Annotated in this window: 22 protein-coding genes and 1 tRNA gene; 15 read left to right on the forward strand and 8 right to left on the reverse strand. The window is 66.2% G+C overall.

Annotated features, from left to right (window positions below; genetic code table 11):
* Positions 1-25 precede the first annotated feature (25 nt).
* From C3B78_RS07290 to C3B78_RS07315, 6 genes are all read left to right on the forward strand, one after another.
* On the forward strand, positions 26-1,240 hold the full coding sequence (locus C3B78_RS07290) for a pseudouridine synthase (RefSeq protein WP_104997474.1): 1,215 nt from the start codon (positions 26-28) through the stop codon (positions 1,238-1,240).
* 3 nt (positions 1,241-1,243) lie between these two features.
* Positions 1,244-2,353, forward strand: a complete 1,110-nt coding sequence (locus C3B78_RS07295) for a prephenate dehydrogenase (protein WP_104997475.1) — start codon at positions 1,244-1,246, stop codon at positions 2,351-2,353.
* Positions 2,353-3,066, forward strand: coding sequence for a (d)CMP kinase (gene cmk, locus C3B78_RS07300; RefSeq protein WP_104997476.1), 714 nt, complete (start codon positions 2,353-2,355; stop codon positions 3,064-3,066). Before C3B78_RS07295 ends, cmk begins: the two co-directional genes overlap by 1 nt.
* A 31-nt stretch (positions 3,067-3,097) precedes the next feature.
* A complete protein-coding gene (locus tag C3B78_RS07305; protein WP_199775400.1) occupies positions 3,098-3,778 on the forward strand; it encodes a lysophospholipid acyltransferase family protein in 681 nt (226 codons plus the stop codon).
* A 10-nt stretch (positions 3,779-3,788) separates the two neighbouring features.
* On the forward strand, positions 3,789-5,339 hold the full coding sequence (gene der, locus C3B78_RS07310) for a ribosome biogenesis GTPase Der (RefSeq protein ID WP_104997477.1): 1,551 nt from the start codon (positions 3,789-3,791) through the stop codon (positions 5,337-5,339).
* Positions 5,340-5,497: 158 nt separating this feature from the next.
* Positions 5,498-5,574, forward strand: a tRNA-Pro gene (locus tag C3B78_RS07315).
* 104 nt (positions 5,575-5,678) lie between these two features.
* On the opposite strand, the gene C3B78_RS07320 is transcribed toward C3B78_RS07315, so the two are convergent.
* Complete coding sequence (locus C3B78_RS07320; RefSeq protein WP_104997478.1) at positions 5,679-6,548, reverse strand: Fpg/Nei family DNA glycosylase; 870 nt, start codon at positions 6,546-6,548, stop codon at positions 5,679-5,681.
* Positions 6,549-6,713: 165 nt separating this feature from the next.
* Between C3B78_RS07320 and gcvH the strand changes: the two genes are divergently transcribed.
* The 5 genes from gcvH (at position 6,714) to C3B78_RS07345 (ending at position 9,803) form a co-directional block, all read left to right on the forward strand.
* The gene (gene gcvH, locus C3B78_RS07325) at positions 6,714-7,100 is read left to right on the forward strand and encodes a glycine cleavage system protein GcvH (protein WP_104997479.1); all 387 of its coding nucleotides are present in this window, start codon (positions 6,714-6,716) and stop codon (positions 7,098-7,100) included.
* A 157-nt stretch (positions 7,101-7,257) separates the two neighbouring features.
* Positions 7,258-7,734: an FHA domain-containing protein gene (locus tag C3B78_RS07330; RefSeq protein WP_104997480.1), complete on the forward strand. Its 477-nt coding sequence runs from the start codon at positions 7,258-7,260 to the stop codon at positions 7,732-7,734.
* A 23-nt stretch (positions 7,735-7,757) separates the two neighbouring features.
* A complete protein-coding gene (gene ftsR, locus C3B78_RS07335) occupies positions 7,758-8,474 on the forward strand; it encodes a transcriptional regulator FtsR (RefSeq protein ID WP_104997481.1) in 717 nt (238 codons plus the stop codon).
* Positions 8,474-8,977 carry a bifunctional nuclease family protein gene (locus C3B78_RS07340; RefSeq protein WP_013600629.1) on the forward strand — a complete coding sequence of 168 codons (504 nt, stop codon included), beginning with the start codon at positions 8,474-8,476 and terminating at the stop codon, positions 8,975-8,977. Before ftsR ends, C3B78_RS07340 begins: the two co-directional genes overlap by 1 nt.
* A gap of 232 nt (positions 8,978-9,209) precedes the next feature.
* Positions 9,210-9,803 carry a MerR family transcriptional regulator gene (locus C3B78_RS07345; RefSeq protein WP_104997482.1) on the forward strand — a complete coding sequence of 198 codons (594 nt, stop codon included), beginning with the start codon at positions 9,210-9,212 and terminating at the stop codon, positions 9,801-9,803.
* Between the two features lie 74 nt (positions 9,804-9,877).
* Here the strand turns inward: C3B78_RS07345 and C3B78_RS07350 are convergent, their stop codons facing one another.
* Positions 9,878-10,696 carry a ParA family protein gene (locus C3B78_RS07350; RefSeq protein WP_104997483.1) on the reverse strand — a complete coding sequence of 273 codons (819 nt, stop codon included), beginning with the start codon at positions 10,694-10,696 and terminating at the stop codon, positions 9,878-9,880.
* Between the two features lie 301 nt (positions 10,697-10,997).
* Between C3B78_RS07350 and C3B78_RS07355 the strand changes: the two genes are divergently transcribed.
* Positions 10,998-14,396 (forward strand): pyruvate carboxylase, encoded by a 3,399-nt coding sequence (locus tag C3B78_RS07355; protein ID WP_104997484.1) that lies wholly within the window; start codon positions 10,998-11,000, stop codon positions 14,394-14,396.
* Positions 14,397-14,499: 103 nt separating this feature from the next.
* Here C3B78_RS07355 and C3B78_RS07360 read toward each other — a convergent pair whose 3' ends face one another.
* A complete protein-coding gene (locus C3B78_RS07360) occupies positions 14,500-16,308 on the reverse strand; it encodes an AMP-dependent synthetase/ligase (protein WP_104997485.1) in 1,809 nt (602 codons plus the stop codon).
* Positions 16,309-16,498: 190 nt separating this feature from the next.
* Here C3B78_RS07360 and C3B78_RS07365 point away from each other — a divergent pair, with 190 nt between their 5' ends.
* Positions 16,499-17,593, forward strand: coding sequence for an ROK family glucokinase (locus C3B78_RS07365; RefSeq protein ID WP_104997486.1), 1,095 nt, complete (start codon positions 16,499-16,501; stop codon positions 17,591-17,593).
* Here C3B78_RS07365 and C3B78_RS07370 read toward each other — a convergent pair.
* Genes C3B78_RS07370 through C3B78_RS07380 form a run of 3 tightly spaced genes read right to left on the reverse strand, consistent with a single transcriptional unit; the run spans position 17,590 to position 19,749 of the window.
* Complete coding sequence (locus tag C3B78_RS07370; RefSeq protein ID WP_104997487.1) at positions 17,590-18,156, reverse strand: hypothetical protein; 567 nt, start codon at positions 18,154-18,156, stop codon at positions 17,590-17,592. The genes C3B78_RS07365 and C3B78_RS07370 overlap by 4 nt on opposite strands.
* Positions 18,143-18,964 carry an alpha/beta hydrolase gene (locus C3B78_RS07375; protein ID WP_104997488.1) on the reverse strand — a complete coding sequence of 274 codons (822 nt, stop codon included), beginning with the start codon at positions 18,962-18,964 and terminating at the stop codon, positions 18,143-18,145. Before C3B78_RS07375 ends, C3B78_RS07370 begins: the two co-directional genes overlap by 14 nt.
* On the reverse strand, positions 18,961-19,749 hold the full coding sequence (locus C3B78_RS07380; protein ID WP_104997489.1) for an alpha/beta hydrolase: 789 nt from the start codon (positions 19,747-19,749) through the stop codon (positions 18,961-18,963). Before C3B78_RS07380 ends, C3B78_RS07375 begins: the two co-directional genes overlap by 4 nt.
* 111 nt (positions 19,750-19,860) lie before the next feature.
* Between C3B78_RS07380 and C3B78_RS07385 the strand changes: the two genes are divergently transcribed.
* Complete coding sequence (locus tag C3B78_RS07385) at positions 19,861-20,694, forward strand: lysophospholipid acyltransferase family protein (protein WP_104997490.1); 834 nt, start codon at positions 19,861-19,863, stop codon at positions 20,692-20,694.
* Between the two features lie 73 nt (positions 20,695-20,767).
* Positions 20,768-22,162: a class II 3-deoxy-7-phosphoheptulonate synthase gene (locus C3B78_RS07390; protein ID WP_104997491.1), complete on the forward strand. Its 1,395-nt coding sequence runs from the start codon at positions 20,768-20,770 to the stop codon at positions 22,160-22,162.
* 41 nt (positions 22,163-22,203) lie between these two features.
* On the opposite strand, the gene C3B78_RS07395 is transcribed toward C3B78_RS07390, so the two are convergent.
* A complete protein-coding gene (locus tag C3B78_RS07395) occupies positions 22,204-24,354 on the reverse strand; it encodes a Stk1 family PASTA domain-containing Ser/Thr kinase (RefSeq protein ID WP_104997492.1) in 2,151 nt (716 codons plus the stop codon).
* 105 nt (positions 24,355-24,459) lie between these two features.
* Complete coding sequence (locus C3B78_RS07400; RefSeq protein ID WP_104997493.1) at positions 24,460-25,851, reverse strand: lytic transglycosylase domain-containing protein; 1,392 nt, start codon at positions 25,849-25,851, stop codon at positions 24,460-24,462.
* Between the last annotated feature and the right edge of the window lie 37 nt (positions 25,852-25,888).

Below are 25,888 nucleotides of genomic sequence, written 5' to 3' on the forward strand. Positions count from 1 at the left end.
CGGCCACACAATTGAAGGACGGGTCATGACACAGGCGGGACGCCAGGGTTCACCACGTAACAGTTCGGGACGCGACGGTTCGGAACGAAACAGGACACAGCGCAACACCTCCCAGGGTGGCAGTTCAGCGGGCGGGTTCCGCGGCGGTGCCCCCAAGCGGGGCGGCGGGTTCGGCAGCGACCGCCCGCAACGCGCACCCAAGCCGCGCGAGGAGCGATTCATCGATCCGGATTTGGCTTCGGACGGCCCGCAGCAGGGCCGCGGTGCGGTTGATCCGAAGGCGGCCAGGCCGTCCTCCCGGAAGCCTGCAGCGCGCAAGCCCGGGGCAAAGAAAGCACCGGGCACTCCCGGCGCCCTGAAACCGAAGCCACGCACCGGCGCCCCGGGCGCCGCGGCCTCCCGGGCGTTCGGCAGCGAACGTTTCGGCCAGAACCTGGGGCCGGTCCGCAGGCCGTCCCGCAAGAAGGGCCCGCGGGGCGATGTTCCCCAGTCGGAGCTTCACGATGCCGATGGCGTGCGCCTGCAGAAGGTCATGGCCTCGGCCGGGGTCGCCTCCCGCCGCGTCTGCGAAGAGATGATCGCCGAGGGCCGCGTGGAAGTGGACGGCCAGGTGGTCACCGAACTCGGCGTCCGCGTCGACCCCAAGACCGCCGTCATCCACGTGGACGGGCTCCGGATCCAGCTGGATGAGGACTTGGTGTACATGGTGTTCAACAAGCCCAAGGGCGTTGTTTCCACCATGGAGGATCCTGAGGGGCGCCCCTGCATCAGCGATTTCCTCAAGAACAGCAAGAACAAGGGCGAACGCCTGTTCCACGTCGGCCGCCTCGACGTCGCCACCGAGGGCCTGCTCCTGCTGACGAACGACGGCGAACTCGCCAACCGCCTGACGCACCCTTCCTACGAGGTTCCCAAGACCTACCTCGTGCAGGTCCGCGGTCCCTTCCCGCAGGGCATTGGCGCGCAGCTCAAGGAGGGTGTGGAACTCGAGGACGGCTTTGCGTCCGTGGACTCCTTCCGGCTTGTCGACTCCACCCCGGGCCACGTCCTGATCGAGGTGGTGCTGCACTCCGGCAAGAACCGCATTGTCCGCCGCCTGTTCGACGCCGTAGGTTTCCCGGTCCTGCGGCTGGTCCGCGTGAAGGTGGGCCCCATCGGTTTGGGAGACCAGCGACAGGGCAGCATCCGCAACCTCGGCAAGCAGGAAGTCGGCCACCTGCTGGCATCCGTAGGGCTCTGAGGCATGTCCGCTTTCCACAGCCAGGGCCGCGGGCACCTGGACGGTCCGGTCGTGGTCCTTGGGACCGGACTGCTGGGCACCAGCATCGGGCTGGGGCTGCGCGGGCGCGGCGTGCCGGTGTTCTTGTCCGACCCCTCACCCACCAACCAGGCGGTGGCCGTGGATATCGGGGCGGGCCGGCCACTGGCTGAACTGGGCGGCAGGGTTCCGCAGCTCGTGGTGGTTGCCGCCCCGCCGGACGTCACGGCCGACGTCGTGGCGGAAGCCCTGTCCGAATACCCTGACTCGGTTGTGGTGGACATCGCCAGCGTGAAGGCGGAGATCCTGGGCCAGCTGCGCCGCCGCGGAGTTGACCTGTCCCGCTACGTGGGAACCCACCCCATGGCCGGGCGGGAAAAGTCAGGTCCCGTAGCTGCGCGGGGGGAGCTGTTTACCTCGATGCCGTGGGTGGTGTGTCCTTCGGAGGAGACCTCCGGCGCCGCCCTCCAGACGGCCCGTTCCCTGGCCGCAGACCTGGGCGCGGTCGTCTCCCGGTTCACGGCCGAAGAACATGACGAAGCCGTGGCCCTGGTCTCGCACCTGCCCCAGGTGATGTCGTCTCTGGTGGCGAGCCGATTGCAGGGCACACCCCTGCACGCGCTGTCCCTGGCCGGCAACGGCCTCCGCGACGTCACCCGTATTGCTGCCAGCGATCCCGCCCTCTGGGTCCAGATCCTTGGCGGCAACGCGGCGAAGGTGGTGGACATCCTGTACGGCGTCCGCGATGACCTTAACCGGCTGATCGGCACCCTGGAACAGCCCGCAGCCCCGGGAGCGCGGCTGGACCTCGCCCAGCTCATGAGCGAAGGCAATGCAGGCCAGGCACGCATTCCGGGCAAGCATGGCGGACCGCCGCAGGCATACTCCTGGCTGACCGTCCTGGTGGACGACAAACCGGGTCAAATTGCCCGGCTCCTCACCGAAATCGGGGAGATCGGCGTCAACCTGGAGGACCTCCGCCTTGACCACTCGTCCGGCCGAAACGTGGGTATGGTGGAAATATCCGTGTTGCCGAACAAGCACGACCACCTGATCGAAGCACTAAACGACCGCGGATGGCGGGTACTTCAGTAATGACACAGGAACTTCTCGACACCATGCCCGCGCTGCGCATCGGACGGCCGCTCGTGGTGGCCATTGATGGCCCCTCCGGTTCCGGCAAGTCCAGCGTCAGCAAGGAAGTGGCCCGCAGGCTCCGGCTCGCCTACCTGGACACCGGCGCGATGTACCGCGCCCTGACCTGGGATTGCGTTAACAGGGGTATTGACCTCGGTGACGCCGCAGCCGTGGAGCAGGCCGCCCGGGACCTGGTACTGGAACTGAGCACCAGCCCGCAGGACGACTACGTCCGCGTGGATGGGGTGGACGTCACGGACGCCATCCGCGAACCGGCAATCTCTTCCGCCGTCAGCGCTGTGGCCACCACCCTCGGCGCCCGGACTGAGCTCATCCGCCGCCAGCGGGAACTGATCGAAAAGCACCACCGCCGCATGGTGGTGGAAGGCAGGGACATCACCACCGTCGTCGCGCCCGGGGCAGAAGTCCGCATGCTGCTGACAGCCAGCGAGGAAGCACGGCTGCGCCGGCGGGGGATGCAGCTCGGCGGCACCCAGGACGCCGAGCAGTTGGCGGCCCAGGTGACCCACCGCGACGCGAAGGATTCCACGGTGGTGAACTTCACGAAGGCGGCCTCCGGGGTTGTCACGCTGGACTCATCGGACCTCGACTTCGAGCAGACCGTCGCAGCGGCCCTGGTGATCGTCACGAAGGCCCTCAACCGTGACTGACGGCAAGCGGGGTGTCCCGTCCGGGCTGACCATGACGTGGAGCAGGCCGGTGGGCTGGATCCTCGACCATCTGGTGTACCGGACCACAGTCACAGGCAAGGACAACGTGCCTACCGGAGGCCCGGTGATTTTCGCCGCGAACCACATCAGCTTCCTGGACGGGCCGGTCATGTTCGGTGCCTCGCCACGGCCCATGCACATCCTGGTCAAGCAGGAAATGTTCCAGGGATTCCTTGGCCGGGTGCTCCACGCCTCCGGCCAGTTGCCGGTGGACCGGCGGGGCGACCGCGCGGCACTGCAGCGCTGCAAGGAAGTGCTCGACGCCGGACGGTGCGTAGGGATCCTTCCCGAAGGTACCCGGGGGAGCGGGGCGGCTGCGGACATTAACGGCGGCGTCGCCTGGCTGGCGCTGAACTCCGGAGCCCCGGTGGTTCCGGTGGCCATCCTGGGTACGCGCAAAGGCGACGAACACCTTGATTCCGTGCCCCGGCCGGGCAGGCGTTTCCACGTCAGCTTCGGAAATGCCCTCACCCTTGGCCGCAGGGCCGGGGAAAGCGGGCGTGCTTCAATGGACAGGGCGGCGCTGGAAATCCGCGCTGCGCTGGCTGGGCACGTCCAGGATTCCATCCAACTCAGCGGGCAGCCCCTGCCCACGGCAGATGCCCATAAAGACTTAACAGCAGTAGCCGGGACGCCGGCAGATGACCACTAAGGACAGTGCAATGAGCGATACGACTCAAACTCCCGGCCACCCCGGCGCCGGCGAAGACGAATACACGCCCACGGGCACGGACCAGGTGGCCGAACGGCTGGCTGCCATTGACGACGACGAGGCAGAGCTCCGCGCCGCGTCCCTCCGGGCGGGCCTGGAGGACTATGACCTCGACGAGGAAGACGCCGCACTCCTCAGCGGCGAGTACGGCGACGAGGACTTCGACGGCCCGGTCAAGCTTGATCCCGTCCTGGCCATCATCGGACGCCCCAACGTGGGCAAGTCAACCCTGGTGAACCGTATCCTGGGCCGACGTGAAGCAGTGGTTGAAGACACCCCCGGTGTCACCCGCGACCGCGTCATGTACTCCGCCAGCTGGAACGGCCGCAACTTCACCCTGGTGGACACCGGCGGCTGGGAGCACGATGCCCGCGGCATCCACGCCCGCGTGGCGGAGCAGGCCGAGATGGCCGTTGAACTCGCGGACGCCGTGCTCTTCGTGGTGGACTCCGCAGTGGGGGCAACGGCCACCGATGAAGGCGTCATGAAGATGCTCCGCCGCAGCAAGAAGCCGGTCATCATGGTGGCCAACAAGGTGGACGACTTTGCGCAGGAGGCGGACTCGGCCACCCTGTGGGGCCTGGGCTTTGGCGAGCCCTACCCGGTGTCGGCGCTGCACGGCCGCGGAGTTGCGGACCTGCTGGACCACGTGATGGACGTGCTCCCGGAGTTCTCCACCATTGAGGGAACCGACCGTTCCGGCGGCCCGCGGCGCATTGCCCTGATCGGGCGCCCCAACGTGGGCAAGTCCTCGCTGCTGAACAAGCTGGCGGGTACCGAGCGCGTAGTGGTGGACAACACCGCCGGAACCACCCGCGACCCCGTGGACGAGTTCATCGAGCTCGGCGGCCGGACGTGGCGCTTCGTGGACACGGCAGGCATCCGCCGCCGCCAGCACATGGCGCAGGGGGCGGACTTCTACGCCTCCCTGCGGACCCAGGCCGCACTCGAAAAGGCGGAGGTCGCCGTCGTGCTCCTCGCCGTGGATGAGGTCCTCAGCGAGCAGGACGTCCGGATCCTGCAACTCGCCATTGAGTCCGGCCGTGCCCTGGTGCTGGCGTTCAACAAGTGGGACCTGCTCGACGACGAACGCCGGCGCTACCTGGAACGTGAGATCGAGCAGGACCTGGCCCACGTGAACTGGGCGCCCCGGGTGAACATCTCGGCCAAGACCGGGTGGCACAAGGACCGCCTGGTTCCCGCCCTGGACCTGGCACTGGAGAACTGGGACAAGCGCATCGCCACCGGCCGCCTGAACGCCTTCCTCGGCGAACTCGTTGCAGCGCATCCGCACCCCGTCCGCGGCGGCAAGCAGCCGCGCATCCTCTTCGGCACCCAGGCGTCCAGCAGGCCGCCGAAGTTCGTGCTGTTCACCACCGGATTCCTGGACCCCGGATACCGCCGCTTCATCACCCGCCGCCTCCGGGAAACCTTCGGCTTCGAGGGCACCCCTATCGAGGTCAGCATGCGCGTGCGGGAAAAGCGCGGCAAGAAGCGTTGATTCCGGTGATCTCCGCAACACGCGGAGCGCCGGAAGCCGGAAAGTGTCACTGGCACCCTCCGGAATCGTGTAAGCTCTTCTAGGTGGTTCGGCCGGACTGCTGGTGAAATCCTCGAAGCGATTCGTGGATTTGGCACAGCGGAGAACGGCGGAACCAGCGGGCTGTAGCGCAGCTTGGTAGCGCACTTGACTGGGGGTCAAGGGGTCGCAGGTTCAAATCCTGTCAGCCCGACCAAAACACCAGAGGCCGCCTTCGGAGAAATCCGGAGGCGGCCTCTGGTGTTTAACCGGCGCTGATCAGTCTCCCGCAAGAAGCCCGTGCCGAGACCTTATGTTTTCCTACTTGAGGAACTTCGAGGTCCTGCGGTCAGCCAGGATCTTGCCCTTGGTCTGGCAGGTGGGGCAGTACTGCAGGGCGGTATCGGCGAAGGAAACCTCCCGGACGGTGTCCCCGCACACGGGGCAGGGCTGCCCGGTCCGGGCATGGACGCGCATGTGGCTCCGTTTGACGTCCTTCAGGTCCTTCGGCGGCTTGCCCTGAGCCTCGGCCATCGCCGTGCCCAGGATGGTGTGGATGGCGTCGTACAGGACCTGGACGCTTCCGCGGTCCAGGGACTTGGCCGTGGCAAAGGGGGAAATCCTTGCCGCATGCAGGATCTCGTCGCTGTAGGCGTTTCCAATGCCGGCGATGACGCCCTGGTTCCGCAGGAGGCCCTTGACCTGCTGGGAACTGCCGGCAAGGATCTCCGCCAGCATGTCGGCGTCGAACGCCTCAGCGAAGGGGTCCGGTCCCAGCGAGGCGATGCCCGGCACTTCCTGCGGATCCCGGACCACGTAGACCGCCAGGCTCTTCTTGGTGCCGGCCTCGGTGAGGTCAAAGCCGCGGGGACCCCCGGGGCCGGTGAAGGCAAGGCGGGCGGCGATGTGCCCCTTGCCCATTTTCAGCTGGGCCTCGGTGGGGGAGTCCGTGAAGCGGACCCAGCCGGCCCTGGCCAGGTGAAAGACGAAGGAGATGCCGCCGGTGTCGATGCTGATGAACTTGCCGAAACGCCGGACGCCCGTGACGGTCCTGCCCTCGAGGGCGCTGAACGGGGGATCGGCCGTCTTGAGGACGGCGAAGGAAACGATCTGCACTTTAGACACGACCGCTCCCTGCAGGTGCTCATCCAGGAACCCGGCAAGGCCGGCGACCTCGGGCAGCTCAGGCATCCGCTACCTGCCTTCCCTGACGTGGACGCCCGGCTGTGCATGCGCTCATGCGTCCCATCTTGGCAGAAACCCCGGCGAACGCCCGGGCAGTTGTGCCTATACTTTCAGCGGCGGCCCGTTCCGGGCCCCGTTGACATTGGTGTTCGACCCGATGAAAGGCCCCTGATGAGCAACATTCCCGAAGATCTGTCCTACACAGCCGAACACGAGTGGGTCACCGCCCCCAATGCCGACGGCGTGGTCCGGGTAGGCATCACCGACTTTGCCCAGGACGCGCTCGGGGATGTTGTCTATGCCCAGATGCCTGAAGTTGGCACCAAGATTACGGCGAACGATGTTGTGGGCGAGGTGGAGTCCACCAAGAGCGTCAGCGACATCTATGCACCCGTAACCGGTGAAGTCGTGGCCCGCAACGAGTCACTGGACACTGATTCCGCGCTTATCAACACAGATCCCTACGGTGACGGGTGGCTGATTGAGATCAAGCTCGCCGAAGCCGACGCCGTTGAATCATTGCTCAGTGCATCGGAGTACGAACAACAGGTAGGCTAAAGCTAACCGGTAATTCCGGTCCGGCCCCGCCGTGAAGGCAGAACGTCTTCGCACGTCAGCGGCCGGATCGGCGGGCCGGGACCGGGCCTGCGTTGCAGGTCCGGAGGGCAGATGTTGGTTGCAGGCCTGAGGGCTGCAACGGAAAGAGGAGGAGTCCATGGCTGGCCACACACAGAACCCTGCCGACGGGGAACACGGCTCGGGTGCGGCCAGGGCGTCGGAGACCACTTCAATCCATCTCACCCCGGTGAGGGATGAGCCCACGATTGCCCCCAAACTCTCATCCGATGAGCGCAGCTCGGTTGAGGCGCTGCCGGCTGGGTCAGCATTGCTGGTTGCGCACAGCGGCCCCAACGCCGGCGCCCGCTTCCTGCTTGATTCCGATGTCACCACGGCAGGACGCCACCCGGATGCGGACATCTTCCTGGACGACGTCACCGTTTCCCGCCGCCATGTTGAGTTCCGGCGCACCGCACGGAGTTTTGAGGTGGTGGACAAAAACAGCCTGAACGGCACCTACGTCAACCACGACCGCGTGGACAGCGTGGAGCTCAAGTCCGGCAGCGAAGTCCAGATCGGCAAATTCCGCCTCACCTTCTACCTGAGCCCTGCCAACGCTGCAGGCCGCGGCTGAACCGGGGACCACTGCCTGTGGCAATGGCACAACCGGAACGCCGGGGACCCCAGGTCCTCAACATTGGGGAAGTCCTCGCACAGCTCAGCGGGGACTTCCCCGGAATGACTGCGTCCAAGATCAGGTTCCTTGAGGAAAAAGGGCTGATCAACCCGCGCCGTACGCCGGCGGGCTACCGCCAGTACTCGGACGGCGATGTGGAGCGGCTGCGGTTCGTCCTGGCCCTGCAGCGGGACCAGTACCTTCCCCTGAAGGTCATCAAGGACTACCTCGACGCCATCGACCGGGGGGAGCGCCCCGAGAACCTCCCGCCCGGCGTCGTGGTGTCCCCGCGCATCGTCTCGGATGAGCTGGCGGCCGAACTGCAGAACCGGGGGCGCAAGCTTACGGAAGAGCAGCTCCGCACGGAATCCGGTGCCAGCGTGCCGCTGCTGCAGTCCCTCCTGAGTTTCGGCCTGATCAGCCACAGCAATGGCCAGTTCGATGAGCACGCCCTCCAGGTGGCGCGGGCCTGCGTCCAACTGGAAAGCCACGGGCTTGAGCCCCGCCACCTCCGCCCCTTCCAGGCGGCTGCGGAACGGGAGTTTGGCCTGGTGGAGCGCGTCGTGGCGCCGTTGGCGTCCCGCAAGGACTCCGCGTCCCAGGCGCGGGCAGCTGAGGCCGCCCGTGAAATCAGCGACCTCTGCCTCACCCTGCACCGTGCCCTGGTGCAGGACCATATCTCACGCATGGACATCTGATGATTGAAGTCGAGATTGTGGGCGTTCGGATCGAACTGCCTTCCAACCAGCCCCTGGTCCTGCTTCGGGAGATGCACGGGGAACGGCATGTCCCCATATGGATCGGGACGCCTGAAGCCAGTGCCATCGCCCTTGCCCAGCAGGGCGTGGTCCCGCCGCGCCCCATGACCCACGACCTCTTGGTGGACGTCGTGGAGTCGCTGGGGCACTCGGTGGTCAGCGTGAACATCGTGGCGGTGGAGGACAACATCTTCTACGGCCAGTTGCAGTTCGAGAACGGGACAACAGTCAGTTCCCGGGCTTCGGACGCACTGGCCATAGCCCTGCGCGCAAAGTGCAGGATTTGGTGCGCCGACTCGGTAATGGATGAGGCCGGGGTTCGCATCACGGAACACGACGAGGGCGAGGACACCGAGCCCGGTCCCACCGTTGATGAAGAGCGCGAACTGCGCCGGTTCCGGGAGTTCCTGGACGACGTTGAACCTGAGGATTTCGACGGCTAAGGTCACGTTAAGGTTAAAGTTGAGGGTGAAACTTTCGACACGCCCCGATAAACCCTGCTGGGTCTTTGACCTTGCGAGCCCCCGGGCCTAACGTCGAAGTATCGAGTTCCCATTGCTTACGGCAGCCGCGCAAGTCACACTGGAAAGTGCGCCCCGCGAAAATTACATGCATGGTCTTCATGCACTGCTGCTGCAGCAGTTTCCCCGGGAGCGTATGACAAGGAGGATCCAGGTGAGTCCCAAAGGTGAAACAGGCGGGCTGAAGCAGCCCACGGCTGGTGTTGCTGTGCCGGCGAGCGGTGCCCAGGGCCTCCTGTTTACCGAAGACCTTCCTGTGCTGGATGAGGACGCGGGTTACCGCGGACCCACTGCCTGCAAGGCGGCCGGCATCACGTACCGCCAGCTCGACTACTGGGCACGCACCGGCCTGGTGGAGCCCGCGGTCCGCGGCGCCGCCGGCTCCGGCTCCCAGCGACTCTACGGCTTCCGCGACATCCTGGTCCTGAAAGTCGTCAAGAGGCTCCTGGACACCGGGGTATCGCTGCAGCAAATCCGTACCGCCGTGGAACACCTGCGGGAACGCGGCGTCGAAGACCTCGCCCAGATCACGCTGATGAGCGATGGCGCGAGCGTCTACGAGTGCACCTCCGCGGATGAGGTCATCGACCTCGTCCAAGGCGGGCAAGGTGTGTTCGGGATTGCCGTCGGACGGGTCTGGCGAGAGGTGGAGGGCAGCCTGGCCTCGCTTCCCAGCGAGCATGCCGCAGAGCAGACCTTTCCGGATGACGAACTGAGCAAGCGCAGGGCAGCGCGGAAGATCAGCTGAAACTTTGAACAAGGGGCCGCTCTCCATCCGGAGGGCGGCCCCTTGCCTGTTAATTCGGTTTCCTGCGGGCTGCCCTACCTGGCGCGGCTGCGCAGGCCGCTGCCCGCGGCCATCAGGTTGGCCAGCAGCTCATCGAACAGCGCCGCAGCGGACTTCGCGGAATCACCGGGCCAGTGGTGCACGGGGTGCGCGGCGCCCTGGATCTGCTGCCAGTTGGCCTGTTCCGGAATCCGCGGGCTCAGGAGGAGTTCTCCGAACATGGACTCCATCTCTGCAAGCCGGTACGCGTGTTCAGAGGAGCCGGACCGCACCCGGTTGGCCACGATGCCTGCCGGGGAGAGGCTGGGGGCGAACTCCTGGCGGAAAAGCTGGATGGCCCGCATGGTCCGCTCTGTGCCGGCCACCGAGAACAGGCCGGGCTCGGCAACGAGTGCGACCTTGTCGCTGGCGGACCAAGCCATCCTGGTCAGGCCGTTCAGGGACGGCGGGCAGTCCACCAGGACAAGCTGGTAGTCGTCCCCGGTAGCCAGGACGGAGGAGAGCCTGCGCAGGTCCCGGCGGCCCAGGTCCGGCCGGTCGTAGATGCCGGTGTAGGCAGAGCCGACGGCGACGTCCAGTACGGCGGGACCGGAGCCGTTGGACTGTGCCCTGGCCGTCCAGCTGCTGCGCACCACGTTTTCGGACAGCTTTGCCCGGCGGGGACTCTTGAGCATCCTGCCGATATCCAGCTGGTCGCCGGGCTGCACTCCCAATGCAGTGGTGGCATCGGCGTGGGGATCAAGGTCCACCACCAGCGTGCTGATGCCCGCGGCCAGCGCCGCAGACGCCAATCCTGTGGTGACGGAAGTCTTGCCGACTCCACCCTTAAGGCTGCTGATGCTGACTACTTGCACTTGAGAGACCAAAACCTAACGCCGGATGCCGTGTTGGGGGTAATGTTTGCTCCGGCAGTGCCGAAGCCGGACGGTCCTGCCGCCCTACACATCATATGTTGATGCGCCGGCGAATCCTGCTTTCTGGGGCGTCGGCATGGCACCGACTGCGCTGCTGGGGCGGTTTCCGCCCGAGCCGGCAGAAGGCTTCGGGACATGACGGGGAAATTAGTGATGGTGGCCACAAAGATTTGTGTTTGTCGTTGTAGGTCCTAGACACTGTGACCACTCACCGATCCACCCGCAATGATGCAGGAGAAGTATGTTTTCCAAAGTTCTGGTGGCCAACCGCGGCGAAATCGCGATCAGGGCCTTCCGCGCCGGCTACGAGCTGGGCGCCAAGACTGTTGCCGTTTTCCCCCATGAGGACAGAAACTCGATCCACCGCCAGAAAGCGGACGAGGCCTACCTGATTGGCGAAGAGGGCCACCCCGTCCGGGCTTACCTGGACGTAGAAGAAGTAGTGCGGGTAGCAAAGGAGTCCGGTGCGGACGCCATCTACCCGGGCTACGGGTTCCTTTCCGAGAACCCGGACCTCGCCCGGGCGGCGAAGGCCGCGGGCATCACCTTTGTTGGTCCGCCTGCTGAGGTCCTCGAACTCGCGGGCAACAAGGTGGCGGCGCTGAAGGCAGCCCGCGACGCCGGCGTTCCCGTCCTGAAGTCCAGCGCGCCCTCCAAGGACCTGGACGAACTGATCGCTGCAGCCGACGAGATCGGGTTCCCCATCTTCGCCAAGGCTGTGGCCGGCGGCGGCGGCCGCGGCATGCGCCGGGTGGACACCCGCGAGGCCCTGCCCGAAGCCCTGCAGTCAGCCATGCGCGAGGCCGATGCCGCCTTTGGCGACCCCACCATGTTCCTGGAGCAGGCCGTGCTGCGCCCGCGGCACATCGAGGTCCAGATCCTGGCCGATGCCCAGGGCAATGTCATGCACCTCTTCGAACGCGACTGCTCCATCCAGCGGCGCCACCAGAAGGTCATCGAGATCGCACCGGCCCCCAACCTCGACGAGGGCATCCGGCAGGCGCTGTACCGGGATGCCGTCAAGTTCGCCAAGGCCCTGAACTACGTCAACGCCGGCACGGTGGAGTTCCTTGTGGACACGGTCGGGGAGCGCGCCGGCCAGCACGTCTTCATCGAGATGAACCCGCGCATCCAGGTGGAACACACGGTCACCGAGGAAGTCACCGACGTCGACCTGGTGCAGGCACAGATGCGGATCGCCGCCGGAGAAACACTCGCCGACCTCGGCCTCTCCCAGGACACCGTAAAGCTGCGCGGCGCGGCGCTGCAGAGCCGCATCACCACGGAAGACCCCGCCAACGGCTTCCGTCCGGACGTCGGAAAGATCACCGGCTATCGGTCCGCCGGCGGGGCGGGTGTAAGGCTCGACGGCGGCACCGTTTACTCGGGTGCCGAAATCAGCCCCCATTTCGATTCCATGCTCGTAAAGCTCACCTGCCGCGGCAGGGACTACCCGTCTGCCGTCGCCCGTGCACGCCGGGCCCTGGCGGAATTCCGCATCCGCGGCGTCTCCACCAATATCTCCTTCCTGCAGGCCGTGCTTGACGATCCCGACTTCATCGCCGGGGACGTTGCCACCTCCTTCATTGACGAGCGGCCACAGCTGCTCAAGGCCCGCGTCTCTGCGGACCGCGGCACCAAGCTCCTCACCTGGCTGGCCGAGGTCACGGTCAACAAGCCAAACGGCGAACTCAAGGTCCACTCCAACCCGGCAAGCAAACTGCCGTCCGTCAAGGACAGGCAGCCCGTTCCGGGCTCCCGGCAGAGGCTCCTTGAACTGGGCCCCGAAGGTTTTGCCAAGGCGCTTCGCGAACAGAATGCGGTGGCCGTCACGGACACCACGTTCAGGGACGCCCACCAGTCGCTGCTGGCAACCCGCGTCCGCACCCGCGACCTGGTGGCGGCCGGACCGGCCGTCACCGCACTGCTGCCGGAACTGCTGTCCGTTGAAGCCTGGGGCGGGGCCACCTATGACGTGGCGCTCCGGTTCCTCGGCGAAGACCCCTGGGACCGCCTCGCCGCGCTGCGCACTGCGCTCCCCAACGTGTGTTTGCAGATGCTGCTGCGGGGCCGCAACACCGTGGGCTACACGCCCTACCCTGAAGAGGTCACCGAAGCCTTCGTCAACGAGGCTGCCGCCACCGGCATCGACATCTTCCGGATCTTCGACGCCTTGAACGACGTCAGCCAGATGGCCCCGGCCATCCGGGCGGTCCGGGCCACCGGCACCGCGGTGGCCGAGGTGGCACTCTGCTACACCGGGGACATGCTGGACCCGGAAGAGACGCTCTACACGCTTGACTACTACCTGGGGCTGGCCCAGAAGATCGTTGACGCAGGCGCCCACATCCTGGCAATCAAGGACATGGCCGGCCTGCTCCGTCCCGCAGCGGCCGCGAAACTCGTCTCAGCCCTCCGGGAACGCTTCGACCTGCCGGTGCACCTGCACACCCACGACACAGCAGGAGGCCAGTTGGCCACGCTGCTGGCTGCCGTGGATGCCGGTGTTGACGCCGTGGACGTCGCATCGGCGTCGCTGGCAGGAACCACCAGCCAGCCTTCGGCTTCGGCCCTGGTGGCAGCCCTGGCGCACACTCCGAGGGACACGGGGCTCAGCCTGGCGGCGGTCAGTTCGCTGGAACCGTACTGGGAAGCGGTCCGCCGCGTGTACGCACCGTTCGAATCCGGCCTTCCCGGCCCCACCGGACGCGTTTACCAGCACGAGATCCCCGGCGGCCAGCTCTCCAACCTGCGCCAGCAGGCCATGGCCCTGGGGCTGGGGGAGCGCTTTGAGGCCATCGAGGACATGTACACCGCGGCCGACCGCATCCTTGGCCACCTGGTCAAGGTGACGCCGTCCTCCAAGGTGGTGGGTGACCTCGCCCTGCACCTCGTGGGCCTGAACGCGGACCCGGCGGACTTCAACGAGAACCCGCAGAACTACGACATCCCGGATTCCGTGATCGGCTTCCTGTCCGGCGAGCTCGGCGATCCTCCAGGAGGCTGGCCTGAGCCCTTCCGCACCAAGGCCCTGCAGGGCCGCAGCGTCAAGGTCAGGGACGTGGAGCTCAGCGCCGAGGACAGCGCTGCCCTCAAGTCCGACTCCAAGACCCGCCAGCACACTCTGAACCGGCTGCTCTTCGACGGACCCACCAAGGACTACCTGAAGAGCGTGGAGACCTACGGCAACATCTCCGTGCTGGACACCCGTGACTACCTTTACGGCCTGCAGCGCGGCGCTGAGCACGAGATCCAGCTGGAGAAGGGCGTGCGCCTGATTGCTTCGCTGGAAGCAGTCTCCGAGCCCGACGAAAAGGGCATGCGGACCGTGATGTGCACCCTGAACGGCCAGTCCCGTCCGGTCATGGTCCGGGACAAGTCCGTGGTCAGCAACGTCAAAGCTGCCGAGAAGGCAGACCCTGGCCAGCCCGGCCAGGTGGCCGCGCCGTTCGCGGGTGCAGTCACTGTAACGGTCAAGCAGGGCGACGAGGTCAAGGCCGGTGACACGGTAGCCACCATCGAGGCGATGAAGATGGAAGCATCCATTACGACGCCGGTGGCCGGCAAGGTTTCCCGGCTCGCCATCTCTACCATCGAGCAGGTGGAGGGCGGGGACCTGCTGCTGGTCGTCGAGCAGTAGCCGGGACCCGGTTAAACAGACGAAAGGATCTTCCCCGTGGGGAGGATCCTTTCGTTTGTTAGGGCCGGAGTCGGCGCCGGCTTTGGCGCCTCATCCTTGTGTGTCAGGAGCGCGGTGCCGCGTACATCTCCTCGATGACGGTTTCGAAGTCCTTCATGACCTGGGCCCGCTTGACCTTCATGGAAGGCGTCAGGTGCCCGGACGCTTCGGTGAAGTCGGCCGGCACGATGCGGAAGGACTTGATGGCCTCGGCCTGGGAAACCGACGCATTCGCGGCGGTGATCAGGTCCTGGACTGCCGCCTTGACCACCGGGTTCTTGGCGGCATCGGCCAGGGAGGTGTCTGCCGGGAGGTTGTGTCGCTGCAGCCAGCCGGGCAGGGCTTCCTGGTCCAGCGTGACCAGGGCGCCGATGAACGGCCGGTTGTCGCCCACCACCAGCACCTGCGAGACCAGCGCATCGGCCCGGATCTGGTCCTCAAGCAGGGCAGGGATGACGTTCTTGCCGCCGGCGGTGACGATGATCTCCTTCTTGCGGCCGGTAATCCACACGAAGCCGTCGTCATCGAGCCGGCCGATGTCCCCGGTACGGAACCACCCGTCGTCGAACGTTTCCCCGGTGAGGTCGGGCCGCTTGTAGTAGCCGCGCATGACGCACACGCCCTTGGCCAGTATCTCGCCGTCTTCTGCGATCTTCACCGCATTTCCCGGCAGGGGTTTTCCCACGGATCCGATCTTGATCAGCGACGGGGTGTTCACGGAGATGGGTGCGGTGGTTTCCGTCAGGCCGTAGCCTTCAAGCACCTGCAGCCCTATGCCCTGGAAAAAGTGGCCCAGCCGCTCACCCAGCGGGCCGCCGCCGGACACTGCATGGGCAACATGGCCGCCCATCGCGGCCCGCAGCTTGCCGTAGACCAGTTTGTCGAACAGTGCATGGCGGAGCTTGAGGCCCAGGCCGACGCGGCCCTCCTGCCGTGCCTTGGAGAAGGCGATGGCGGTATCCGCTGCCTTATGGAAGATGGCTCCCTTGCCGGCGTCCTCCGCCTTGGTCATGGCGGAGTTGTAGACCTTTTCGAAGACCCGCGGCACCGCGAGGATGAAGGTGGGCCCGTAGCTCTGCAGGTCCGCCAGGAGGTTCTTGATGTCCGGCGTGTGCGCCACGGTGGTGCCGGCAGCCATGGCCAGGACGGAGATGAAGCGGGCGAAGACGTGTGCCAGGGGGAGGAACATGATGGTCTTCGCGTTTTCGTGGACGATCTCGCCAATGATCGCCAGTGCGTTGTCCGAAAGCTCAACGAAGTTGCCGTGCGTCAGTTCGCAGCCCTTGGGCCGGCCTGTTGTGCCCGACGTGTAGATGATGGTGGCGGTATCACCCAGGGTGGCTGTTTTCCTCCTGGCTTCAAGATCATCATCGCTGACCTCCCGGCCGGCTTGGCGGAGGGCGTCAAGTCCTGCGCCTTCCAGCTGCCACACGTGCTGGAGGGATGCCAGGCCTTCCGCCGTCACTGCCTGGCGGATGATGTCCTCATGGTGGGCTGCCTCGCCGAAAGCGGCCACCGCGCCGGAGTCGCCGAGGTTCCAGGCCACCTGGGAGGGCGAGGATGTTTCGTAGATGGGGACGGAAACGGCGCCGGCGAACCAGATTGCGAAATCCACCAGGGACCATTCGTACCGGGTGCGGGACATGATGCCCACGCGGTCGCCGGCACCCACGCCGCTGGCCATCAGTCCCTTTGCCAGGGCCCGGACGTCGGCCACGAAGTCAGTGGCGGAAATGTCCCGCCAGGCCCCGGAGTCGTCGCGCCGCGAAAAGAGTGCGGGGTTGCTGGCCTTGGCTGCCTGCCGCAGCACCAGATCGGTGATGTTGGTCTCCGGTGGGACTACAACAAGAGGCGGAACACTGAATTCGCGCACTATAGCTCCTTTGATATCCGACGTCCCGCACGGGGGTATGCCTAAAGACTAGTACGCCGGTGCGGGACGGTGCAGTATATAAAGTTACTGGCGGGTAACTTTACAGTCAATGACGCGGGAAGACATGTGCCCGGCATCAGCGGGCTGCCGCAGGCTTTCGGCGGAATATGCGCACCTAGAATGGGGGACTATGTACGTACCGCCCACCGGCGAACAGGCCGGGCCCCTGAGAAGACCCGCCCCTTGGAGGCTCCGGCCCGCCACTTCCAGGGCAAGGACGCGGCACGACGGCGGAGGCTTCCGTGAGCACCTGCGCCTCGGCCGCAAAGGCCTCGCCATCGGCATCGACATCGGCGGTACGAAGGTGGCCGCCGGCGTCGTTGATGCGGACGGCCGCATCCTCAGCGAGGCACGGCGTGCCACTCCCGGCAGCGATCCCCGGGCAGTGGAAAAGGTCATCGTGGAGCTGGTCGAGGAATTGGGCAAGGGGCACCGGATCTGGTCCGTGGGCATCGGCGCCGCAGGGTGGATGGACCTCGACGGCGGGACGGTGCTTTTCAGCCCCCACCTCGCCTGGCGCAATGAACCGCTCCGGGCCAACCTGCAGCAGCTCCTCCGCCGGCCGGTGCTTTTGGCCAACGACGCCGACGCCGCCGCGTGGGCGGAATGGCGCTTCGGTGCGGGCCAGGGGGAAGACCGGATGGTGTGCATCACGCTGGGTACCGGCATCGGGGGTGCCATGGTGATGGACGGCAGGGTGGAGCGCGGCCGTTTCGGTGTGGCAGGGGAATTCGGGCACCAGATCATCATGCCGGGCGGGCACCGCTGCGAGTGCGGAAACCGTGGCTGCTGGGAGCAGTATGCGTCAGGGAATGCGTTGGGCCGGGAAGCAAGGATCCTGGCGCGGGCCAACTCTCCGGTGGCGCAGGACCTGATAGCGGCTGTGGACGGGCGGACCGAGGCGATCACCGGTGCCATAGTGACGGAACTGGCCTTGGCGGGCGACCCGGCATCACGTGAATTGCTCGAGGAAGTAGGGGAGTGGCTCGGGCTGGGACTCGCCAACCTTGCTGCCGCCCTGGATCCGGGACTTTTCGTCATCGGCGGCGGCCTCTGCTCGGCAGGGGACCTGCTGGTGGAACCTGCCCGCAAAGCTTTCGCCCGCAACCTGACGGGCCGCGGTTTCCGGCCTGCCGCCGGGATCCAGCTGGCGGCCCTGGGGCCGAGTGCCGGGCTCATCGGCGCTGCCGATCTGTCCCGGGTCAGCAGCAGGACGCGCCGCTAGACGCGGGCTCCGTCGTCGTCTTCGTCCTTTTCCTGCGGGAGCTGCATGATCAGGTACACGGTTCCCAGCACGAACACGGCCACGATTCCCACGATTGCCAGGAGCGGCGCGGAGCGCCAGAACATCGCTGAGAACAGCAACGCCACCGGTCCGCCAACGGCGGCGAGCCAGGCAAGCATGGTCAGCGGATCCGTACCGGCGAGGCTGGGTGGTTCCTCCGGGACGAACGCACCGTCTTCCCCGTCCACGTCATAGTCACGTGGCCCGGCTGGAGCGCCGGCGCCGGCATCTGTGCCTGCTGTGTCCCCTGCAGCCTGCCGTTCGGCCGCCGACATCTCGGCAGGTGCCGCGCCCGCCAGGCCCAAGGGGTCGAAGTCCCGGAACGCGGCAGGCCGTCCACCCGACGGCGAGTCATCCCGTGGCGCGGTGGCAGCGCCCGGATCGGTGGCGCTGCCGGTGCTTCCAGCGGGGGAATCGGCTTCCAGCCGGGCCACGAGGTCCAGCCAGACGGCGTCGTCCTGGTTGGCGCCCTGGTCAGGGGAGCCCGGGTCAGGCCTGTTCATGGGACGTGACCTCCAGCGTCGATGGCGCACTTGCCGGTGAACGCCCGGGACCCCCGCCGGAAGCAAGCGAGCGGATAAACTCCACGGATCCCTGGAAGATCCGGTCGGCATCGTTGTCCAGGGTTGCCACATGGTAGCTGTTCTCCAGGTAGACCAGGTCCAGGGGAGCATGGGTCAGCCCGCGGCGGAGCGCCACGAGGCTTGAGTCGGACACCACGTGGTCAACCGTGGAGCGGAAGGCCTTGACCGGAGCCGTGATCCGGGGGAGGAGCCTGATGGTGTCCTTGAACATCTTGTTGACTTCGTGTGCCGCAGCAACCGGGGTCCGCGGGTAGGCGCCCTCGTCCATGCCTTCCTTGAGAATGTCGTTGGCGATGGCCGGCGTACTTTTCATCACCAGCTTCAGGATCCCGGCGATCGGGGCGCGCGGGTCATCGATGACCAGCCCCGGGTTGACCACGATCACGCCGGCCACGGGCCGGGTGGCTGCAATCCGGAGCGCCAGCGCCCCGCCCATGCTCAGCCCGGCCGAAAAGACATAGTCGCAGTCCGCATCCAGTTCAAGATAGGCCTCGTCCAACGCTCCGTGCCATTCCTGCCACCGCGTCCTGGCGAGTTCCTGCCAGCTGGTGCCGTGGCCGGGCAGCAGCGGCATACGGACGGCGAAGCCGGCATCGGCCAGGCTCCGTGCCCAGGCGCGCAGTCCGTGCGGACTGCCGGTAAAGCCATGCGAGAGGACCACACCGACGCGGGGCCCGTCGCCGATGGAACTGCTGCTGAACGGGCTGTGGTCCAAGCTGGAGGTCATGGCGTCTCCAATGAGGTCTTCTGGCGGGCGAGGGCGTGGAAGAAGGCACCGGATTTCGCATGGATCTCCGGCGCGTCCACGTCCAGCGTAGCCACATGTCCGCTGCTGTGGAGGTCCACCACTTCAGCAAGGTTTTCGCCCAGGCCCTTTCGGAGCAGTGCCAGCGACGTTGGCGGAACCACCGCGTCCGTGCGCGACTTGAAAACCTGGACCGGGGCAGTCACCTTGGGCAGGCACCGCGCGGCCGCACCAAAAAGCTTCTTCAACTCGTGCACTGCCGCCAGGGGAGTACGCGAATAGTCGCCGTCATTGGTGACTGCCGCCGTCGGCTGTTCCTCCTGGATAGGAAGGGTTGTCCGCTGGAAGTACTTCAGCACGCCAATCACGCGGACCCGCCGGTCGTAGAAACTCAGGCCCGGGTTGACCACGGACACCCCGGCCACGTTGTGCCGGGAAGCGGTCAGCAGCGCTATGGCGCCGCCCATCGAGAGTCCGGCGACAAAGGTTGTGTCGGTCCGGCCTTCCAGCTCCAGGTAGGCAGCCTCAAAGCTGCGGTACCAGTCGCTCCAGCGGGTCCTTGCCAGCTCGCGCCAGTCGGTTCCGTGGCCCGGCAGCAAGGGAACGGTAACCGCATAACCCTGGGAGGCAAGGTGCTCGGCCCACGGCAGCAGGCTAAGCGGGCTGCCGGTAAAGCCATGGCAGATGGCCACACCGGTGCGTGCATTGGGTCCGTGGCCGGGATAGCTGAAAGCGGCAGGAGGGGAAGGGGTGCTGCTTTCGCTCATGCCTCCATCGTGTCACTGTTCCGGACAAATCTCACTAGAGTAGGGTTGCATTGAACTGCTGGCCAGGCCCGACGCGGGGTCCGGGGGCCGCCTTCCGGAGAGGTTTCTCACGTGTTCTATTGGGTCATGAAGCGGATTTTCCTTGGTCCTGTGTTGAAGCTTCTTTTCCGCCCCTGGGTTAAAGGGCTGGACAATATTCCGGCCGAGGGCGCGGCCATTATCGCTTCCAACCATTTGTCGTTTTCCGATTCGATTTTCATGCCGCTGATGGTGCGCCGGCCCGTGGTCTTCCTGGCCAAATCGGAGTACTTCACCGGGACCGGCGTCAAAGGCAGGCTGACCGCGCTGTTCTTCCGCCTGACCAACCAGTTGCCCATGGACCGGTCCGGCGGGGCTGCATCGGCTGCCTCGCTGAGTGCCGGGATGGAGGTCCTCAACCACGGCGGCCTGCTGGGCATCTACCCGGAAGGCACCCGGAGCCCGGACTCGAAGCTCTACAGGGGCAAGGTGGGCGTGGCCAGGCTGGCGCTGCAGGCCGGAGTTCCGGTGATTCCCGTGGCCATGATCGGCACGGACAAGGTGCAGCCCATCGGCAAGCGGCTGCCAAACATCCGCAGGATCGGCATGATCTTCGGTGAGCCCCTGGACTTCAGCCGCTACCGGGACCAGGCGGAGGACCGGGATATCCAGCGGAAAGTCACGGACCAGATCATGTTCGAACTGATGCGGCTCTCCGGGCAGGAGTACGTGGATGAGTACGCCGCCGTAGTGAAGCTTCGGCTGGCGGCAAAGCCCTCCGAACCCGCGGCCGCCGCGAAACCCGTGGTCCCACCGGCGCCTGATGCTGCCGGCGCCGGGAGTCCCTCTCCCGACGCCGGTGCGGGAGAAGGCGCCGCAGGCCTCCTGAACGCGGAGGACGACGGCGGGGCTGCCGCCAAGGGGTGAAGCGGTTGTGACGCCCCCTGCACGGTGCGTGACGGTACGGTGTCCCGGGGCCCTGCCCGACCGTTAGTCTTAGATGGTGACTGAGCTATCTGCAAAACCTGCCTTTTCGCTGTCCAGCACCGCCCAGAGCGGAGCAGCCAACTATCCCGGACTCGACGACTGGCGGGACCTCCCCATTTCCCAGCAGCCCAGCTGGCAGGACCGGGACGTATTTGAAGCATCCGTGAAGGAGCTCTCCGTACTTCCTCCCCTGGTGTTCGCCGGCGAAGTGGACGTCCTCCGCGAACGCCTGGCCGCCGCCGCCCAGGGCAAGGCCTTCCTCCTGCAGGGCGGTGACTGCGCGGAGACCTTCGAGGCCGCGACGGCGGACAAGATCAGCGCGCGCGTCAAGACCATCCTCCAGATGGCTGTGGTGCTCACGTATGGTGCGGCCATGCCCGTCATCAAGATGGGCCGCATGGCGGGCCAGTTCGCCAAGCCCCGCTCCTCCAACGATGAAACCCGCGACGGCGTGACCTTGCCCGCCTACCGCGGCGACATCGTCAACGGGTACGACTTCACGCCGGAGTCCCGGGGCCACGACGCCTCGCGCATGCTCCGCGCCTACCACACGTCCGCTTCCACGCTGAACCTCATCCGCGCCTTTACCCAGGGCGGGTTCGCCGACCTGCGTTCGGTGCACCAGTGGAACAAGGGCTTCACCGAGAACCCGGCGCACGCACGCTATGAGTCCCTGGCCCGCGACATCGACCGCGCCATCAAGTTCATGGCCTCCTGTGGCGCCGACTTTGAGGCGCTCAAGCGCGTGGAATTCTTCGCCAGCCACGAAGCCCTGCTGCTGGACTACGAGCGCGCGCTGACGCGGATCGATTCCCGTACCGGATTCCCCTACGACACCTCCGCGCACTTCCTCTGGATCGGGGAGCGGACCCGCGAACTGGACCACGCGCACGTCGACTTCCTGTCGCGGGTGCGGAACCCCATCGGGGTCAAGCTGGGCCCGTCCACCACCGGCGACGACGCCCTCCGCCTGATTGACAAGCTTGACCCGGAGCGCGAACCCGGCCGGCTGACCTTCATCACCCGCATGGGGGCGGGCAACATCCGGGAGAAGCTGCCCGCCGTAGTCGAGAAGGTCACGGCGTCAGGCGCGCAGGTGCTCTGGGTTACCGATCCCATGCACGGGAACACCGTCACGTCCCCCAACGGGTACAAGACCCGCAATTTCGACGACGTCATTGACGAGGTGCGCGGCTTCTTCGAAGTGCACCACGCCCTGGGCACCGTTCCCGGCGGCCTGCATGTTGAGATGACCGGCGACGACGTTGCCGAGTGCCTTGGCGGCGCCGACCCCGTGGACCAGGACGCGTTCCTGGACCGCTACGAGTCGGTCTGCGATCCGCGGCTGAACCACATGCAGTCGCTGGAAATGGCGTTCCTGGTGGCCGGCGCCCTCGCCAAGCACTGAGACCCGCCTGATACCTGGCGGCGGTGCAGGCGGGGTACCGCCTACACCACCGTCAGGGTAATGACCGATCCCTCCGGAACCTCTTTGTTTACGGGATCCTGGTCCCGGACCGTGCCGAAGAAGCCGCCCAGGATATTGTTTAGGCGTACCTGGAAGCCCAGGCCCTCCAATGCCTTTCGGGCATCCGTGGCCTGCTTGCCAACGAAGCTGGGCACCTTCACCATCCGGGGTCCCTTGGAAACGGTCAGCGTGACGGTGCCACCTCGGGTAAGCGTTCCGGTAGCCGGAGCCTGGCTGACAACCGCGCCCTTCGGGACGTCCCTGCTGAACACTTCCTCGCGCGCAACCTCAGCCGTGAGGCCGGCTTCCTCGATGGCATCAACGGCATCCTTCTCGTCCTGGCCCACCACAGACGGGACGGGAATTGGCTCGGGACCCTTCGAAACCACCAGGCTAACGGGCGTGCCATGCCGGACGGCCGTACCGGGAGCGGGGTCCTGGGACAGGACTGTGCCGGCAGGGACCTTCTCATGGAACTGTTCTGTCACCCGGCCAAGAGCCATCTCCGCTGTGTTGAGGCCCGTCTTGGCCTGATCCAGGGTGCCTCCCGTCAGTTCCGGCAGCGGGAACAGCTGGGGGCCCTTGGAAACAAAAAGCGAGACGGGCTGGAACTTGCGGATTTCGGCGCCCGCCGCAGGCTCGCTGCCCACTACGAGGCCTGAGGGCACGTCGTCGTCGAAAATGTCCTTGGTGGTGGACCGGAAGCCGGCCTCGTCCAGAAGCTGCTGTGCCTGTGCCACTGTCTTGTTGGCCACGGAAGGTATGGTGGCGGCGGCGCCCGGGCCCATCCCGAAGAACCAGCCCGCTCCGGTTGCCAGGAGGGCAGCAATAACCAGGACAATAATCCATAGGATTCCCCGGCGGCGAGGGCTGCCTTCACGCAGCGTACGGGCCGGGGTGGCGGCCGCACGGGCCCGTGCCCTGTCATCCTCCTTGTCCGCCCGGCGCTGGGCGCGCTTGCCCAGCGCCGGAGGCGGCGGGGACCACGGCTCGACATCGTCGCCGGGCGGTGTGAGGGTGTGCCGGGCAGCGCCCGGATGGGCAGGACCGGTGTAACGGTGCTGGCCTTGTGACGGCGGGTAGGCGGGCGCGGCCGGCTTGCCGAACGGCATCACCGTTGTTGGATTGTTGGACCGGCCAATCACCTCCGTTGGGTTCTGCTGGCCCCCGGGATCCTGGAATTGCCCGGTGCGCTGGTACTGCCCGGGAGCGCCGGGCGCTGCGGGAGCCTGGGAGCGTGCCATGGCGCCTCCGGCCGCTGCCGCCGGGGGATGCAAGTCCAGCTCCGCATCGGTGAGGTTGGTCCGGATATGCCGAAGCTCCTGGAGCAGTGCATTCCCGTCCACAGGCCGGTTTTCAGGATCGTTGGAGGTGCACCACTGCACCAGCTCGTCCACCTCAGCGGCCAGTCCAGGAACCAGGGCCGAAGGCGGTTCCACTGTTCCATTTACATGCTGGTACGCCACCTGGATAGGGACCTCGCCGTTGAAGGGCTGCTGGCCCGTAAGCATTTCGAACAGCATGATGCCCACGGAGTAGATGTCGCTGCGCGCATCTGCCGGCTTTCCAAGGACCAGCTCAGGCGAGAGGTACGCAACCGTGCCGATCAGGGCTCCGGTGCTCGTGGACGTGGTGACCGCGCGTGCCAGCCCGAAATCTCCAATTTTGATCCGTCCATCGTCGGAGATCAGGACGTTTTCCGGTTTGACGTCACGATGGATAAAGCCGGCGGCATGCGCAGCGCCCAGTCCTTCAACCACTGGGTCAATCAGCGCGAGGGCCAGCCGGGGCGGCAGCGCCCCCTTCTCGGCGATGACGTCACGAAGGGTGTGGCCCTTGATGTACTCCATGACCAGGTAAGCGGTGCGGCCGTCGTTCCCTTGGTCGAGGACTCCCACCACATGGGGGTGGGACAATCTGGCTGCTGCCTTTGCCTCACGCCCCAGCCTGCCCAGGAAATTCTCGTCGGCCGAGAGGTGCGGGTGCAGCACCTTGAGTGCCACGTCCCGTTCCAGCCGCTGGTCCGTGGCCAGGTAGACAGTAGACATTCCGCCCCGCGCAAGCTTGGACCTGACGGCATACCGGTTGTCCACCAGCGTCCCAACAAGAGGGTCTGACACGTGTTCCTGCACCCTTCGATCCTAGTCCCCGCAATGAAGCGGGCCCGAACCGTTGCCGGTCCGGACCCGTGTCAAAGTGCCTGCGTACGCGCTGCGGGTGCTACCGGGCGGTGCAGGTCAGCCGAAGTTCTTCTGGTGGGCCTTGATGGCGGCGACGTAGGCCTTGGTGTCGTCATACATTCCGTATTTGCTCACGGAGTACTGGCCCTGGTAATAGCCCGCAATGGCCGTGTCCCTGTCCTTGCTGGTGGCGAGGAGCTGGCGGATGATCGCGACTCCGGCCGTCGCATTGTCGTAGGGGTCCAGGAGGTTCAGCTTGCGCCCCACCAGGTCCGATGCCCACTGCCCGGAGCTGGGGATTACCTGCATGGTTCCGATGGCGTTCGCCGGAGACACTGCGCGCTGGTCAAACCCGGATTCCTGGTGAGCAAATGCAAGGGCGAGCGAGGGTTCCACGCCCATCCTGCGCGCGGTGTCGGCCACGATGTTCCGCATCTCGCTGCGGGAGGGCACTGGGGAGGCGTTCAACAGGGCTTTGTTTTCGTTGGCCGAGCTGACCACCGCTGCGGGGTAGCTGAAGCCGAGGAATGAACTCGGGACCAGGGGCGTCACGGAGGCAGCCGGCTGCGGGGCCGCCGGCCGGGCGGAGCCCCCGGGGATTGCCAGCTTGTTGCCCGGGTAGATGACACTGGTCATGCTCAGGCGGTTGGCAGAGAGCAGTTCGGAAAGTTTTACGCCGTGGCGCGTGGCAATGGCCGAGAGAGTGTCTCCGGCTTTCACCGTGTAGGAGCCGGACGCGGGGGCCGGGGCCGGAGCGGCGGGTACCGGGGCAGCCGGCGCGGACGTTGAAGCCAGGCCTGCCGAAGCAGGAGCGGCAGCGGGAGCCGCGGCAGCTTCGCCGCCCCCAACCTTGATCTTCTGTCCCGGGTAGATGATGGAGCGCATGTTGAGGTTGTTCCAGGCAAACACGTCAGCCAGGCCCACGTTATGCCGGGCGGCAATGGCCCCCAGCGTGTCGCCTGCCTTTACGGTGTAGGTGGCACCGGACGCGGCGGCGGGTGCGGCCGGTGCAGGAGCGGGGGCTGCAGGCGCCGCGGCTGAACCTGAGAGCTTGATCTTCTGGCCTGGGTAGATGATGGTGTTCGGCTGAAGGTTGTTCAGTTTCAGGATTTCAGCGGTGTTGAGGCCGAACTTTCCTGCGATCGCACTGATGGTATCGCCGCGCGCAATGCTGTACTCGGCGGGCGCCTGCGGCTGGGTGGGCCTGAAGGCAGCCGGGATGGCAGTGGACACGGCGGACGCGGGGATGACCGCCGCAGTGGCTTTCGCAGCCTGAGCTTTCATGGCCGCGGCAAGCGTTCCCGGGATGGCGCGGACTGGCTGCGCGGCGGCAGCGGGCTGGGCCAAGGCCAAGGATGACAGTACGACCGCTGGCAACGCCGCAGTTGTGGCGGCAAGCATTGGCAGGCTCGGCTTGGGGGGCTGCTTGCGCGAGCGGGACATCGTCATGGAAAGAATCCTCTTCTCAACTGCGGGCGCGGGCGGG

Origin of the sequence: Arthrobacter sp. PGP41 (assembly GCF_002953935.1) — a bacterium.
GTDB lineage: Bacteria > Actinomycetota > Actinomycetes > Actinomycetales > Micrococcaceae > Arthrobacter.